The organism is Acidocella sp. MX-AZ03, assembly GCF_027626035.1.
Lineage (GTDB): Bacteria > Pseudomonadota > Alphaproteobacteria > Acetobacterales > Acetobacteraceae > Acidocella > Acidocella facilis.
Window position 1 is genome coordinate 1,382,391 of record NZ_CP110774.1, and the last position, 14,926, is coordinate 1,397,316.

The 14,926-nt window shown below is 65.6% G+C and carries 13 protein-coding genes and 2 pseudogenes; 1 reads left to right on the plus strand and 14 read right to left on the minus strand.

The features are described from left to right. Positions 1-8 precede the first annotated feature (8 nt). The 12 genes and pseudogenes from folD to GT370_RS07915 form a co-directional block, all read right to left on the minus strand. Positions 9-908, minus strand: coding sequence for a bifunctional methylenetetrahydrofolate dehydrogenase/methenyltetrahydrofolate cyclohydrolase FolD (gene folD, locus GT370_RS07870; RefSeq protein ID WP_442865536.1), 900 nt, complete (start codon positions 906-908; stop codon positions 9-11). A 33-nt stretch (positions 909-941) separates the two neighbouring features. Further along, positions 942-1,801, minus strand: a pseudogene (purU, locus tag GT370_RS07875) (formyltetrahydrofolate deformylase). A gap of 52 nt (positions 1,802-1,853) precedes the next feature. Next, on the minus strand, positions 1,854-2,042 hold the full coding sequence (locus GT370_RS07880) for a hypothetical protein (RefSeq protein WP_270184180.1): 189 nt from the start codon (positions 2,040-2,042) through the stop codon (positions 1,854-1,856). Then, positions 2,039-2,344, minus strand: a complete 306-nt coding sequence (locus tag GT370_RS07885; protein ID WP_270184181.1) for a hypothetical protein — start codon at positions 2,342-2,344, stop codon at positions 2,039-2,041. The genes GT370_RS07880 and GT370_RS07885 overlap by 4 nt, the downstream gene beginning before the upstream one ends. After that, positions 2,337-2,774, minus strand: a complete 438-nt coding sequence (locus tag GT370_RS20795; RefSeq protein ID WP_333490033.1) for a glycine cleavage T C-terminal barrel domain-containing protein — start codon at positions 2,772-2,774, stop codon at positions 2,337-2,339. The genes GT370_RS07885 and GT370_RS20795 overlap by 8 nt, the downstream gene beginning before the upstream one ends. Next, entirely contained in the window at positions 2,735-3,460 is a 726-nt protein-coding gene (locus GT370_RS20800) for an aminomethyltransferase family protein (RefSeq protein WP_333490034.1), read from the minus strand. The genes GT370_RS20795 and GT370_RS20800 overlap by 40 nt, the downstream gene beginning before the upstream one ends. After that, a complete protein-coding gene (locus GT370_RS20805) occupies positions 3,379-5,124 on the minus strand; it encodes a 2Fe-2S iron-sulfur cluster-binding protein (RefSeq protein WP_333490035.1) in 1,746 nt (581 codons plus the stop codon). Before GT370_RS20805 ends, GT370_RS20800 begins: the two co-directional genes overlap by 82 nt. Continuing rightward, positions 5,121-5,372, minus strand: coding sequence for a sarcosine oxidase subunit delta (locus GT370_RS07895; protein WP_008492334.1), 252 nt, complete (start codon positions 5,370-5,372; stop codon positions 5,121-5,123). Before GT370_RS07895 ends, GT370_RS20805 begins: the two co-directional genes overlap by 4 nt. Continuing rightward, complete coding sequence (locus GT370_RS07900; RefSeq protein WP_008492333.1) at positions 5,372-6,625, minus strand: sarcosine oxidase subunit beta family protein; 1,254 nt, start codon at positions 6,623-6,625, stop codon at positions 5,372-5,374. Before GT370_RS07900 ends, GT370_RS07895 begins: the two co-directional genes overlap by 1 nt. 78 nt (positions 6,626-6,703) lie before the next feature. Beyond that, a complete protein-coding gene (locus GT370_RS07905) occupies positions 6,704-7,537 on the minus strand; it encodes a metallophosphoesterase (protein ID WP_008492332.1) in 834 nt (277 codons plus the stop codon). Further along, entirely contained in the window at positions 7,534-9,225 is a 1,692-nt protein-coding gene (locus GT370_RS07910) for a bifunctional protein-serine/threonine kinase/phosphatase (RefSeq protein ID WP_008492331.1), read from the minus strand. The genes GT370_RS07905 and GT370_RS07910 overlap by 4 nt, the downstream gene beginning before the upstream one ends. Next, positions 9,218-9,793, minus strand: a pseudogene (locus tag GT370_RS07915) (cob(I)yrinic acid a,c-diamide adenosyltransferase). The gene GT370_RS07910 and the pseudogene GT370_RS07915 overlap by 8 nt, the downstream one beginning before the upstream one ends. Before the next feature lie 448 nt (positions 9,794-10,241). Here GT370_RS07915 and GT370_RS07920 point away from each other — a divergent pair. After that, positions 10,242-12,617, plus strand: a complete 2,376-nt coding sequence (locus GT370_RS07920; protein ID WP_144052613.1) for a beta strand repeat-containing protein — start codon at positions 10,242-10,244, stop codon at positions 12,615-12,617. Between the two features lie 316 nt (positions 12,618-12,933). Here the strand turns inward: GT370_RS07920 and GT370_RS07925 are convergent, their stop codons facing one another. Then, positions 12,934-13,311, minus strand: coding sequence for a hypothetical protein (locus tag GT370_RS07925; protein WP_270184182.1), 378 nt, complete (start codon positions 13,309-13,311; stop codon positions 12,934-12,936). Continuing rightward, on the minus strand, positions 13,275-14,627 hold the full coding sequence (locus GT370_RS07930; protein WP_270184183.1) for a hypothetical protein: 1,353 nt from the start codon (positions 14,625-14,627) through the stop codon (positions 13,275-13,277). The genes GT370_RS07925 and GT370_RS07930 overlap by 37 nt, the downstream gene beginning before the upstream one ends. Positions 14,628-14,926: the final 299 nt, after the last annotated feature.

Sequence of the window (14,926 nt, forward strand, 5' to 3'; positions counted from 1 at the left end):
CAGACGCATCAAGCTTCCAGCCGCTTCGCCGCCGTCAGCGTGTTGCGCAGCAGGCAGGCGATGGTCATCGGCCCGACCCCGCCCGGCACCGGGGTGATCATCCCCGCCACCTTGTCCGCCCAGCCGAACTCGACATCGCCGACCAGCTTGGTCTTGCCCTCGGCGGCCGCCGACACGCGGTTGATGCCGACATCGATCACCACGGCACCCGGCTTGATCCAGTCGCCCTTCACCATCTCCGGCCGGCCCACCGCCGCCACCAGAATATCCGCGCTGCGGCACAGCCCCGGCAGGTCCTTGGTCTTGGAATGCGCCATGGTCACGGTGCAGTTCTTCTGCAGCAGCAGCTGCGCGATCGGCTTGCCGACCAAATTGGAGCGGCCGATCACCACCGCGTGCAGCCCGGTCATGTCCTCGATCCTGTCTTCCAGCAGCAGGATGCAGCCCAGCGGCGTGCAGGGCACCAGCCCCGGCAGCCCGGCGGCCAGCCTCCCGGCATTCACCACCGTCAGCCCGTCCACATCCTTCTCCGGGGAGATCGCGGCGATCACCTCATCCGCGTTCAGATGCTTGGGCAGCGGCAGCTGCACCAGGATGCCGTGTACCTTCGGGTCGTCGTTCAATTTTCGCACCAGCGCCAGCAGCTCGGCCTGGGCGGTGTCGGCCGGCAGCTTATGCTCGAAGGAGGCCATGCCGACCTCCACCGTCTGCTTCGCCTTGTTGGCGACATAGACTTTCGAGGCCGGGTCCTCTCCCACCAGCACCACGGCGAGGCCGGGCTGATAAGGCAGCGTGGCGACCTCCGCCGCGATCTGGGCGCGCAAATTGGCCGCGAAGGCCTTACCGTCGATGATCTCAGCCAATTTACTTGTCCTCTCGGGTTGGGGCGGTGCTGCGCGCCCTTCTATCGGAAACGCGCAGCCACCGCCAAGCCAGGGCGCTCAGCTCCCAAACACCACCGTCTTGCTGCCATTCAGGATCACCCGGTCCTGCAGATGGTAGCGCACGGCGCGGGCCAGCACCCGGCGCTCAATATCGCGCCCCTTGCGCACCAGATCATCCGGCGTGTCGGCATGGGAGATGCGCTCCACATCCTGCTCGATGATCGGGCCTTCATCCAAATCCGCGGTAACGTAATGCGCGGTGGCGCCAATCAGTTTCACCCCGCGCTTATGCGCCTGATGGTAGGGCTTCGCCCCCTTGAAGCCGGGCAGGAAGGAATGGTGGATATTGATGCAGCGCCCGGAGAGCTTCTGCGCCAGCGCGTCCGAGAGGATTTGCATATAGCGCGCCAGCACCACCAGCTCCGCCCCGCTCTCCTTCACGATGGACCAGATCTGCCCTTCCTGTTCCATCTTGGTCTCCTTGGTGATCGGCAGATGGTGGAAGGGGATGCCGCCGAAATCCAGCCCGTTATAGGCCTCGCGCGGATGGTTGGAGATGATGCCGACCGGCTGCATCTCCATCTCGCCGATGCGCCAGCGATAGAGCAGATCCTCCAGGCAATGGTCGAATTTCGAGACCATCAGCAGCACCTTGCGCGGGTGGAATGGTCGGAGAAGCGCCAGGCCATCTTGAAGCTTTCGGCAACCGCGCCGAAGCCCTCGCGCAAGGGCAAAATATCCGCCCCGTCCACCAAGGTGAAAGCGATGCGGGCGAAGAATTTGCCAGTCTCGACATCGTCGAATTGCTGGGCCTCGCGGATATCCGCGCCCTTTTCGAACAGATAGGTGGAGACGGCGGCGACGATTCCCGGGCGATTGACGCAAGAGAGGGTCAGCACGAACTGCGATTTGGACATGTTGGATTCCTGAATGAGGGGAAGGGCGAGGGAGGCGCGCGCCGCGCTGCCCTCAACCTCGCCCTGAATGCTCTGCCGCTTGCATGAGGGCGTGATGTAGCGCCCCGGCGTAGGAACGCAAACAGGCCAGGATGAAATGCTCCCCCTCCCGCCAGACTCGCACGCCGATATGGGCAGCCAGGGTAATGGCGACATCATCCGGGGCAAAGCGGGCAATATCGATCGGCAGGAGTTTTTTCAAAATCTCGATCTGGTGCGGGCCGGAGAGGCTGAGCAGGCAGAGCCCGTCCGATTGCGCGGTAATGGCGGCAAGGCCGGAGGGAGGTCCAGCTCGCCCAGCACCAGCCATTGGCCGGGGCCGTTCCAGATTATGTCCGCGCCCTGGTGCGAAAGGCGCTTGGGCGTGGCCGGAAGGCTCACCCCCAAGGCCGCTTCCAGCGCCGCCGGGCCGGATTTGAAGGCGGCCAGGCTGCGCACCCGCCGTTGCGGGGCCAAGGCGATGAAAGGGTGCGCCGGCAAGGCCGGATCGAGCGCGTCAAGCATGCAAACGGTGGCCTTCCGGGTCGAGATGCACGGGATGGGTGACGATGGCGGTGAAATCCCCGCCGCGCAGCGGATCATAGACGCGGATGGTCTCGCCATGCCGCGCCGGGCCGTTTTCCAGCAGCGCCAAAGCGATGGAGCCGAGTGTCGGGCTGCGCGCGGCGGAGGTGACATGGCCCTGATCGCTGGCCGCCACGGCCGGCGCGCCCACGGGCAGCAGATGGCTGCCGGCGCGGATGATGTCCTGCGGGTTGACCGGGCGTAAGCCCACCAGGGTCTGGCGGGTTGGGGCGGTTAAAGCCGGGCGCGCGGCCATGGCGCGGCCGATGAACTCTTTCTTCTTCGAAAGCAGCTTGCCCATGCCCAGATCATGCGCGCTGGTCTGGCCGTTCAGCTCCGGCCCGGCCGGGTGGCCTTTTTCGATGCGCATGATGCCCAGCGCCTCGGTGCCGTAGGGGCGATGCCGAATTCCTCGCCCGCCTGCATCAGCGCCCTGGCCAGCGCATCGGCCTGGCGGGAGGGCACCGCAAGCTCATATGCGCGCTCGCCGGAGAAGGAGATGCGGAACAGCCGCGCCGGCACGCCCCCGCACACCGTGAGCTCCATGCAGGCCATGTAGGGAAAGGCCTCGTCCGAAAGATCGAAGGGCGCATCGACGATCTTCGCCAGTGTCGCGGCGGATTTCGGACCCGCCACGGCGATCTGTCCCCATTGGTCGGTGACCGAGATCAGCGAGACATCCAGCTCCTTCCAGATCACCTGGGCGCAGAATTCCAGATGCTGCATCACCCGCGCCGCGTTGGCGGTGGTGGTGGTCATCACGAAATGCGTCTCGCCGAGGCGCGCGGTGGTGCCGTCATCCATCACGAACCCATCTTCGCGCAGCATCAGCCCGTAGCGTACCTTGCCGATGGGCAGAGTGGCCCAGCTATTGGTATAGACGCGCTCCAGGAAAATCGCGGCGTCCGGGCCTTGAATGTCGATTTTGCCGAGTGTGGTGACATCGCAGATGCCAACAGCGTTGCGCACCGCGTTCACCTCGCGCTGCGCGGCTTCCAGCCAATCCTCGCCGGGTTTGGGGAAATATTGCGCGCGCAGCCAAAGGCCGGTTTCCACAAAGGCCGCCCCCAGCCCGGCCGCCCATTCATGGGTGGGGTAAGGCGGGTCGGCTTGAACTCCTTGCCAGTATGCGCCCCGGCCAGCGCGCCGATGGCAACCGGCACGTAAGGCGGGCGAAAGCGCGTGGTGCCGGTCTCGCCAATGCCCTTGCCCAGCGTCTGCGCCAACACGCCGATGGCATTCACATTGCTGGTCTTGCCCTGGTCGGTCGCCATGCCCAAAGTGGTGTAGCGCTTGAGATGCTCGACGGCGGCGAAGCCTTCCTGCTCGGCCAGCTTCACATCCTTCACCGTCACGTCGTTCTGCAGATCCAGGAAGGATTTGCCCGGGAAGAAGCCAGAGTGAAACACCGGCTGGATATTGGCATTCAGCCCCTGCCCCGCCGCCTTGCCGACGACGCTCATGCAAGGCGGCAGGCTGCCCGGCACGAAAGCGGCGATCGCCCCATCCCACACCGGCTTGCCGTCGAAATGCGAGGTCAGCGCCAGATTGGGGTTGAAGCCGCCGGAGACGGCGATGATGTCGCAAGGCAGCGCCAGATCCCCACCTTTGGCGAGACGGATTTTGGCACCGGACACACCCTGCCAGCCGGTGGCGCGGATGATCGCCGCCCCGGCATAGACCGGCGCATTGGCGGCACGGGCGGCTTCATGCACGACATCGGAGCTGGCAGGGCGCGCATCCACCACGCCGGCGATGTTCACCCCGGCCTGATGCAGCACCGGGATCAGCCCGGCCGCGTCATCATTATTGAGATAGAGCAGGATGTTGCGGCCCGGGGCGACGCCATAGCGGGTGACGTAATCCCCCACCGCGCGGCTCAGCATCACGCCGGGCAGATCATTATGGCCAAAGGCGATCGGCCGCTCCAGCGCGCCGGTGGCCAGCACGCTGCGCCCGGCGACGATGCGCACCAGGCGCTGGCGCGGGGCGTTGGAGGATGGCAGATGGTCGGTGAGGCGCTGCAAGGCGGCATAGGTGCCGCCATCATAAACCCCAAACACCGTGGTGCGGGCGAGGAATTCCACGCCGGACGGCAGATCAATCGGTACTAGCGGGGCGTTTTCATCGCATAGGATCACGCGCTGGCCGGTGGCGGCGGCCTGCGTGGCGGCGGCAATTCCCTCCGCCCCGGCACCGATCACCAGCACATCGCAAAATTCCGTGGTCTTTTCGTAAATATCCGGGTCCGGCAGGCCGGCATTGCGGCCCAGCCCCGCCGCGCGGCGGATCATCGGCTCGTAGAGTTTCTCCCAAAAACTCGCCGGCCACATGAAGGTCTTGTAGTAGAACCCGGCCGAGAGGAAGGGCGAGAGCAGATTGTTCACCGCCAGCGGATCATATTTCAGCGAGGGGCCGCGATTCTGGCTGGCGGCTTCCAGCCCTTCGAAAATCTCCGCCATGGTGGCGCGGGTGTTGGGCTCGCGCCAGGCGCCGGCGCGCAGCTCCACCAGCGCGTTCGGCTCCTCGGAGCCCGAAGCGAACACGCCGCGCGGGCGGTGATATTTGAAGGACCGGCCAACGAGCTTCACGCCCGACGCCAGCAGCGCCGAGGCCAGCGTATCACCGGCAAACCCGGTATAGGCTTTGCCATCGAAGCGGAACTTCACGGGGCTGGCGCGATCCACCAGCCCGCCTTGCGCCAATCTAAAGCCGGTCATGGCAGGCGCATCGAGAGGATTTCATGGGTTGAGACATCGCGTTCCACGATTAGCCAGGCATGGCACCCGGCGCTGTGATACCAATATTCCTTGCGCGGGCCTTTGAGATTATCGCGCAGATAGATGTAGTCCGCCCATTCCGGCGTCGGCGTGGCGCCGCCATCGGTCGGTCGGGTGCGTTCGGCGTCCTGGGTGTAGGTGAATTCCTCCAGGCCACGATTGCCGCAATGCGGGCAGGTGATGCGCATTAATGCAGATTCGGCTGCGCGCCGACTCCCTTTTCGTCGATCAATTTGCCCTCGGCGAAGCGCGCCAGCCGGTAGGCGCCAGCGACCTCATGCGGCGCCCCGCGCGCGATCAGATGCGCGAAGCAGAAGCCCGAGGCCGGTGTCGCCTTGAAGCCGCCATAACACCAGCCGGCATTGATGAAGAGATTCTCCACCGGGGTTTTATCGATGATCGGTGAGCCATCCATGCTCATATCCATCAGCCCGCCCCAGCTGCGCAAAAGCCGCGCGCGGCCGATCATCGGCATCAGCGCCATGCCGCCCTCGCACACATCCTCGATCACCGGCAGATTGCCGCGCTGGGCGTAGGAATTATAGCCGTCAACATCCCCGCCAAACACCAAACCACCTTTGTCTGACTGGGAAATATAGAAATGCCCGGCGCCGAAGGTGATCACCGTATCGATCAACGGCTTCAGCCCCTCGCTCACGAACGCCTGCAAGGCGTGGCTCTCGATCGGCAGACGCAGCCCCGCCTTCGCCGCCAGCAGCGAGGAAGCACCCGCCACCGCCATGCCGATCTTGCCCGCCCGGATGCTGCCACGCGTCGTCTCGACTCCGACAGCCTTGCCATATTCCTGCAAAATGCCGAGAACTTCGCAATTCTCGATAATGTCCACGCCGCGCTGGTCAGCGCCACGCGCATAGCCCCAGGCCACCGCATCATGGCGCGCCGTGCCGGCCCGGCGCTGCACCAGCGCCCCTTGCACCGGAAACCGCGCATTGTCGTAATTCAGGTAGGGCAGCTCGCGGCGCAGCTGCGCCCGGTCCAGAAGCTGCGCATCCGCGCCATGCAGCAGCATGGAATTGCCGCGCCGCGCATAGGCATCGCGCTGCGCGTCGGAATGGTAGAGATTATAGATGCCGCGCTGGCTGACCATCGCGTTATAGTTGAAATCCTGCTCCAGCCCTTCCCAGAGCTTCATCGAGAATTCGTAGAAGGGCTCATTGCCCGGCAGCATGTAGTTGGAGCGGATGATGGTGGTGTTGCGGCCAATATTGCCGCCGCCCAGCCAGCCTTTCTCCAGCAGCGCGATCCGCCCGACCTCCGGGTGGTTCTTCGCCAGATAATAGGCCGTGGCCAGCCCGCCGCCGCCGCCGCCAATGACGATGACATCATAGGACGGCGCCGGCGCGGCCTTGCGCCAAGCTGGTTTCCAGCCGGTATGGCCACGCAGCGCCTGGGTGAGGACAGAGAAAGCGGAGTATCTCATCGGGGCAAATAAATTTCCTGCCAGTTAAACAGAGTGATGCACAAGAATTATTTTGCTGTCAAACCCTGATGACGCGGATCAGATCTCCAAAATTCCCGGCTCATAGGACGCCACCGCCTCCGGCTCCTCCTTGGCATAGCCGCGCGGCGCGGAGACCACCCAGAAACCGTGGCTGAAGGTCTCGTGCCGATGATGGGTATGGCCATGCACCCAGAAGCCCGGGCTGTAGGGGGCGAATTCCGCCAGCAGATCGGACCCATAGGCCGGGCCGATCGCCCCGCCCCGCCGGCCAAGGAACGCCGCCCCGGGCGCGTGGTGGGTGACGATCATCCGCACCGTCTGCGGATCATCCTTCTGCAGCCGCGCCAGCTGGGTATGCAGCCAGGCGCGGGCGGCGAAATGCAGCTCCATCGTCTGTTTCGGCCGCAGGCGTTTGCTGCCGGCATTGATCAGCCGGTAATCATTCATCCGCTCGCCGGCATGGGCGCTGGAGAGGGCGGGGTCGTGATTGAGATTGAAATCCGTCCAGAGCGTGCTGCCCAGCACATGCAGGCGCTGGTCCTGTTTCTCGAAGGTAAACAGCGCATTGTCCAGCAGCCGCACCCGCCCCTGCGTGGCCGCCGCGGCCTTGGCCATCTGCGCGCCCAGCGGCTCCAGATTATGGAAGTAATATTCGTGATTGCCGGCCACCAGCACCACCGGCACCTCAAACCGCTTGGCCAGGCTGTCGGCATAGGCGACGCTGAGCAGACCGTTATGAATGTCGCCCGCCAGTACGATCAGATCCGGCGCCGGCACGTCCTTCAGCGCCGGGCGGGCCTGCAGAGCCGGGCGGCGCAGCATCACGTCCAGCAGATGCCGGCGATGCTCCATCTCCAGATGCAGATCGCTCATATACAGCACCCGGATCATGTCAGCGTCCGCACCAGCAGGACGGCACTGAGCAGGGCGAAAAACAAAGTCAGCCCCTGCCAGAGATGCAAGGAGCTGAAGGCGAAGCGGCGCAAGCGCGGGGGCTCGTCGCGCCCTTCGGCCAGGCCCAGCTGCAGCAGCTGCGCCAGCGCCCCGGCATCGGCCAGCCGGTCCTCCGGGCGCACCGCCAGCCCTTGCGCCAGCGCCTCGCCCAGCCAGGAGGGCAGATCCGGGCGCAAACGCTGCAGCGGGCGCTTCTCATGCTGGCCATAGGGAAAGGCACCGCCGGCGAACATGCGGTAAAGGGTCACCGCCAGGGCGTAGAGTTCCGTGCGCGGATTGGCCTGGGTGCCTTTCAGCAGCTCCGGCGCCATGTAGCGGATGGTGCCGCCCGGCCGGGCGGCGTTGGCGGCGTCGATCCCCGGCAGATAAGCGAGGCCGAGATCCAGCAGCTTCACCTCCCCGGTTTCCAGCAGCATCACATTCTCGGGCTTGAGATCGCGATGCACCACGTCGATCGCCGCCAGATCCTGCACCGCCTCGCAGAGCCGGAAGGCAATGCCCATCCCCTCGGGCAGGCTCATCAAGGGGGCGCGATTCAGGCGCTTTTCCAGCGTTTCGCCGTGATAGAGTGGCATCACCAGATAGAGCGCGCTGCGCCGGCTGGCCGGTATGTCGATATATTGCACCACGCTCGGGCTGCGCACGGCGGTGCCGATCCAGGCCTCGCGCATGAAGCCGGCGGCGAAAACCTCGTCCTGCAACATCGAGGGCAGCGGCAGTTTCAGCGCCACATCCTGGCCGGAGAGCGTATCGCGCGCCGCCACCAGCATGGTGTAGCGGCCACGAAACAAAGTCTCGCCGATGGCAAAGCCGTCCCAGTTATCGCCTGGGCGCGGGGCGGGGCGGATGGGCAGTTGCGCCAGGGCGGCGCGGGCGGCCTCGTCCTGCCCGGCGGCCGGCACGGCATGAACCCGCAGCGCCATCACCGCCTTGTCGTGAGCCGGCAGATGCGCCAGCGCCGCCAGCGCCGCCTCGGCCAGAGCTTCGGGCTTGTGCTGGGCCAGCGGCGCCAGCGCGGCATAGACGCCCTCCAGCGCCGCCAGCCCGGCGATGAGCAGATAGGCATCGCCCGGCTGCGCCTCCTCCTCCGCCAGATCCAGCGCCAGCTCCGCTTCCAGCCCCAGCGCCCGGGTGGGCATGAAGGGCGCGGCCTCGGGCGGGCGGATATGGGGATGCAACAGCGGGCTCAGCACCTGGCCGCGCAGCCGGTAGATCTGGCAGGCGCCGAGCTGGGCGACGAAAATCCTTGCATCCTGCAGCAGCAAGGCCGAGAGCGAAACCGGGGTAAGCCCGCTCTCCCCCTGCAACTGCCCCGCCAGCCAGCGATTGACCGCGGCCAGCGCGCCGGAGGCCGCCTTGCGCGGGGAAAAGGTGCGCTTGGCGCCGAAATAGCCTTCCGCGAAGCTGGCCACGGCGGTCTGCACCGCATCGCGCCCGCCGCTGGGTTTGGCCCGCTTATCCGCATGGGCGCGGGCGATCACCGCCAGCGCCCCGCGCCCCGGCACGCCGAAAGCCGCGCCCTCATACAGCGCATAGAAATTCCGCGACGACGCCCCTGCCCCTTGCAGGCTGGCGGCAAATTCCGTGCCCAGCGACCAGCCAGAGGCTGGCGGCGGTTCAGCCATGCCGGCTGGCCGCCGGCACCCACAGCGTATCCGCCCCGCCAATGCCATTGGCGGCGCGCGCCAGCACGAACAGCAGGTCCGACAGCCGGTTGAGATAAGCCAGCACCAGCCGGTTCACCGGTTCATCCGGGATCTCCAGCAGCGCCACCACCGCGCGCTCCGCCCGGCGGGCGACGGTACGGGCGAAATGCAGCCGCGCCGCGCCGGCGCTGCCGGCGGGCAGAATGAAGGAGGTCAGCGGCGCCAGCTCCGCGGTGACGGCGTCGATCCGCGCCTCCAGCCAGGCGACCTGCGCGGGCACGATGCGCAGCGCCGCCCCGGCGCTTCATCCTCGCGGATCGGCGTGCACAGATCGGCGCCGAGATCGAACAGATCATTCTGGATGCGCGCCAGGATCGCATCGATCGGCCCCGCCCCTCCAGCCGGGCCAGGCCGATGGCGGCATTGGCCTCGTCCACCTCCCCAGTGCGGCGATCCGCGCCGAGGATTTCGCCACCCGGGCGCCATTGCCGAGCGAGGTCTCGCCCTGATCCCCGCCTCTTGTATAAATCTTGTCCAGCTTCACCATGGCCGGACTGCACCATGCCGCGCGCCTGACTTCAAGGGCCCGAATCGGCCGAAAAATCTGGGATAAAGCGTAGGCGCCGCAAAATAATGGATAAAATTTAATACATTACGCGTAGAGAATATTATGGTTTTGGAAATACTATAAAAATAGTCCCTTATCGATTTGTTCATAAATTTTTTGCCGAATCTATTTTTTGCGTCAAACCTCCCGACACTCCCCAGCGCATTTAAAGGGTTTGGGACATGCTCCTCCGGGCTGTCTCCAAATTTTAGGCATTTTTCAATAGCCTACCTCACATATTCGTGTGCGGGAAATGTCCGCGAAATCGCTGCTGACGGATTTTCCTCAGCACGCTAACCTTCAAGAGATGATAGGGCCACTGCTCATCGCGACGAAATCTTTCGTCATGGAAGCAATCCTCTTTCTGCAGCGTGTGAGGGATTCTACCTTGTCTAACACCGTTACGGTCTCCGGTAACTCGACCAGCACCTTCAATGGGCAGAGCCTTAACGTGGTCTCGGGCAATCCCACCATTTATGGCAGCTCGAACTCGGTCGTCAGTTCGGCAAATGGTGTCGGCATCTATCTCGCCGACAATCAAAATGCCGTGACCCTGTTCGGCGCGCATGACACGCTCTCCGCCGGGCTGTATCAGTCAGGCGGCTCCAACGGCGACAGCCTGCTGCTGGTTGGCAACAACAACACCATCATGGATGGTGGCTTCGGCAATGGCGGCGTCACCATCAATGGCAGCTACAATAATTTCGTCTCGCAGCAACGCATCGAAACGACCAACGTTCTCGTGAACGGCTCGAACGATACCGTTTCGGCGATGTATGTGTCCGGCAATTTCGTCATCAATGGCGATAATGCCCTTATCATCGCGAATAATGGCAATTTCACCATCAACGGCGCCAACGATACCGTGCGGGTCGCCAATGCCACCAGCATCATCGTTGCCGGCAGCAACGATACCGTGATCGACCAGGCGCAGGTAGGCTCGTCCCTCCCGATCAATCTCATCTCCGGCGCCGCTGCCGCCGCGTCCGATACCACCGCCGGCTCCGCCATCACCGTCACCGGCGCGAATGACAGCGTGACGGCGCTGAACAACAACAACAGCATTACCGCCACCGGCGACAGCGTCAGCGTCTCGCTGCAGAGCTACGGCAACAGCGCCACCGTTTCGGGAAACAGCAGCAACGTCACCGCGCAGACCTCTTCGGAGAGCATCAGCATCTCCGGCGCCAACAGCACCGTCAGCACCGCCGTGCCGATCACCGCGAGCAGCGGCTCCACCAGTATTGCCGCCACCACCGTATCGATCGCCAGCAGCGTCGCCGCCTCCACGACCTATAATAACGGCTCGTCGAGTATCGTTGACACCACGCCGGGCTCCGGCGCCAGCACCGTCAATGTCACCAGCGGCAGCGGCAGCGTCGTCGCGACCGCCGGCGGCACCTATAATGACAGCGTTGGCGGCAATGCCTATACAATCGGTGGAGGAACACTGGTTAACCTCACCGCCGGCGGCGACACGATCCGGGTCACGGATGGCGAGCAGATCACCCGGGACACGCTGGCGGGCACGGCCTCGGTGGCCAACACCGTGATTCTCGGCTCGGCCGTGAATATCGACCTGACCGCCAACGGCACCATCGGGCGCTATGATGTCGTCAGCGTCACCGGCAGTGGCAGCTCCGGCATGCTCTATGGCAATATGAACGACACGCTCTATGCCGGCGGCAGCAACAATCTTTTCGCGGTCACCGCCGATGCCAGCGTCACCGGCAATGGCGGTAGCCTGCTGGTGGCGACGGGCAACAATACATTGTCAGTCTGGACCGGCAGCAACACCATCGAAGCCTCGGGTGGCGCGAGCCTCTATGTCACCTCCAGCGACAACACGATCAGCGGCAGCGCGATGAATCTTGCCCTGCAGGGCGGCGGCAATAGCGTCAACCTCACCGGCAACGCCACCGTCTCGGATGCCAACCCCTGGGCTTATGGCATCGCCAGCGGCGCCGAAACCGTGCAAAACCAGTTCACCGTGCAGAGCGGGCAGTTCAATCTGGGCGGCCAGGACCAGCTGCTGCAGACCGGCGGCAGCGCCGCCGTCACCCTCGCCGGCGGCGGCAATGCCACGCTGAGCGGCAGCCAGGACAGCATCACCGCCACGGACCAGGCCTATGGCGGCAACAATATCGTGCTGACCGGCGCCAATGACAGCGTCAGCCTGATCAATGTCGCGGGCAGCGCCGCCACCGTCTCCGCCGCCCTCGGCGCCTTCGTGAAGGCCAGCGACGATACCGGCAGCAAGATCGGCGCGGTTAATGATAACAGCAATGAATCGCTGGTCTTCATCGGTGGCAGCGGCTCGTCCAGCACCGTGCTGGCGGCCGGCAGCAACACCGCCGTCACCCTGTTCGGCGGCCAGAGCAACCACAACATCGTCTCCGGTGGCAATGCGGGGAATAACAGCCTGAATGGCGGCGGCGGCACGGGCGATCTGTTCAGCGCCGGCGGCAATAACGACGTGCTGATCGGCGGCGGCGGCGGCTATAACACGCTGGTCTCGGCGGCGGGCAATGAAACCCTGACCGGGGCGGGGCTCGGCAATGATCTGTTCTCCATCACCGGCGGCGGCGGCACCGATCTCATCGGCAATTTCAGCGGCCAGATGGTGCTGGGTGCGGGCCTCTCGGTCAGCAGCGAGACGGTCTCCGGCGGTTCGATGAACCTGGTCCTGAATGACGGCACGCATCTGATCCTCTCCGGGATCGGCGCGATCCATCAGAGCGGCAGCGTCATCACCGCCGCTTAAGGATCAAAAGTTTTTTGGTGCCGCTTTTTTTCAAAAAAGCGGCGAAAACGTCTGGGGTGGTGGCAGAGACGTTGCCACCACCCCAAACGTTTGTGGGAACTTTTTGGAAAAAGTTCCCACACCCTCAAAAACTTTTGCTCATTTTTAGGCTTTTACGCGTCAGCCGCCGCGATAGCTGGGGTGGGATTGGCGGCGCAGAGGCGCTGCCAGTTTTCCAGGATCAGCCGGATCTTGGCGAAGACGATGCCGACATCCGCAAATTCCCGCCGCAGCCGCGCCCCCGGCGCCAGGCTGCGATGCGAGGGCTCGCCCGAGATCAGCCGCGCCCCGGCGGAGACGCGCAGCGCCCCATCTGCCCCGCCCCTTCAGGCTGCGCCAGCGGCACTGGCTGGCCGATATGGCAGATCCTTGCCGCGACTTCTCCCGCCTGCGGCAACACGCCGGAGAGATCCGTGTTCAGCCAGACATAGACCTGCCGGGCCTCGGCCGGGGTCAAACAGCGCCCGGGGGCGTGCGGGGCGGGCAGCGAGAAGGTGAAGATGCTGGGCAGGCGCTCCCAGGGCTCGTCCGCCGCGGTGCGGGCAATCGGCGGGGCGGGCAGCAGCGCCAGGCCGGGTGTGGCGTCGATGCCCTGGCGCACCGCCGCGCCGAACGCCTCTATAATGTCAGCGCGACGCTTCGGAGCAACACGCAACAGCGCCCGCATCTCCGCCAATGCCGCGTGCCAGCGCAGCGCCAGCCCGTAATTGCCGCCCGCCGGCAAGCCCTGCGCGGCAAAGGCGCCGGGCGGGAATTCACCCTGGTTGAAATAGGCGGCCAGCCCGGCTGGCAGCCGCGCCGTGCCCAGCCGTGCCGCCACCGAAGCCGGCAGCAACGCCGCCCCGGCGAAAGGCGGGCCGGTGAAGAATTTCGAGCCGGTGACCAGCACCACCGCCTCCAGCGCCAGATAGGCGCGCACCGAAGACGGGGAGAGCCGCGCCTGGCAGGCATCGACGACAATATCGAACCCCGCCCGTACCGCGCCCGCAGATCCGCCAGGAAAGCCGGCGATGGCGCCAGCAGGCCGGTCTTGGACAGGTCCAGCCCGTGCAGGATCACGCGCCGCCCTTGCGCCAGCGCGGCGTCCAGCACGGCCTCGATTTCAGCTTCGACCTCGCTCTGCGGGCGCACCGCGCCGGAGGCGCTGCGCAGCGCGATATTGGCCAGGGCGGTATCGGGGCGAAAACCTTCGATCGGCGCCTCGAAGGTGACATCATGGCCCAAGGCGGTGTCCACGGCGAAATGCTGGCCCCGCGCCGCCATCGGCACGCCGCGCCCGGTTTCCTCCGGGGCGATCAGGATGTTGAGGATCGGCTGGCCGGTGCCGGCGAGATGGGTCAAGGCGAGGGCCAGCAGCTCGGTATCGGTGCCCGAGGCGGCGAGCACGATCTCCTCGCCAGGGCGCAGCCCATAAGCCCGCCCCAGCCCGCGCCGGACCGCGCCGATGCAGCTGGCCAGGGCCCGCTGCGGCGCCATGCCGCGCAGCAGCGCCGCGCTCACCTGCAGCCGCGCCTTGTCCGCCGCGATATAGCCGCGCTCGGAGGAAGAGGAGGCGGTGGAGGACGCAAAGGTGATCGCCCAGGGGCGCGGCCGGTGGCTGCAGCCATAGCCGTTGAGGGCGGTTTTCGGGTCGCGCGCCAGGCGGATATCGCCGCCGGTCTCCATCAGCGCATCGGCGGTGCCGAGCCAGGACCAGAGCCCGTGCAGCCGCCCGGCCTCTTCGGCGGAGAGATCGAAAAGCTCGGCCAGGCGCGTCGGGCCGGGGGAAATGTCGCTGGCCATCGGCGCCAGCCAGCCGGGCAGCAGCGCCTGCGCCTGCGGCGGCAGCGCGGCGCGCTCGGCCTCGCCGAACAAGGCGGCGGCGCGGGCGGCGGCGGCGCGGGCCAGGCGCGGCGGCACCTGATGGGTGGACAGCCACAGCGTCTCCGCCTCATGCCGGTGGGCCAGCGGCAGCAGCGCCGGATGGGCCACGGAAAAGGCCGGAAGCGAGGTGGGCAAAGCGGCGAATTCGGCTGTGCTGAACGCTCCGGGGCGGCGCGCGGGGCCGGCAAGGTCGCGAGGGTCATATCGTCTCCGCCAGTAAACGCCACTGGCCATAGCGCACCTGCACCCGCGCCGCCAAGTTTCGAGCAAAAATCGGCGCCAGCCGGACCATTTCGGCCCCAAGACCATTGTGCCACGGAATGGCGCATGACAGGATGAGGTGGCTTGTTTCCCAGGCCGCCGGGCAGTCCGGCCCCGCAACCGGTTCAGGAGCGCCCGCCAAAAAA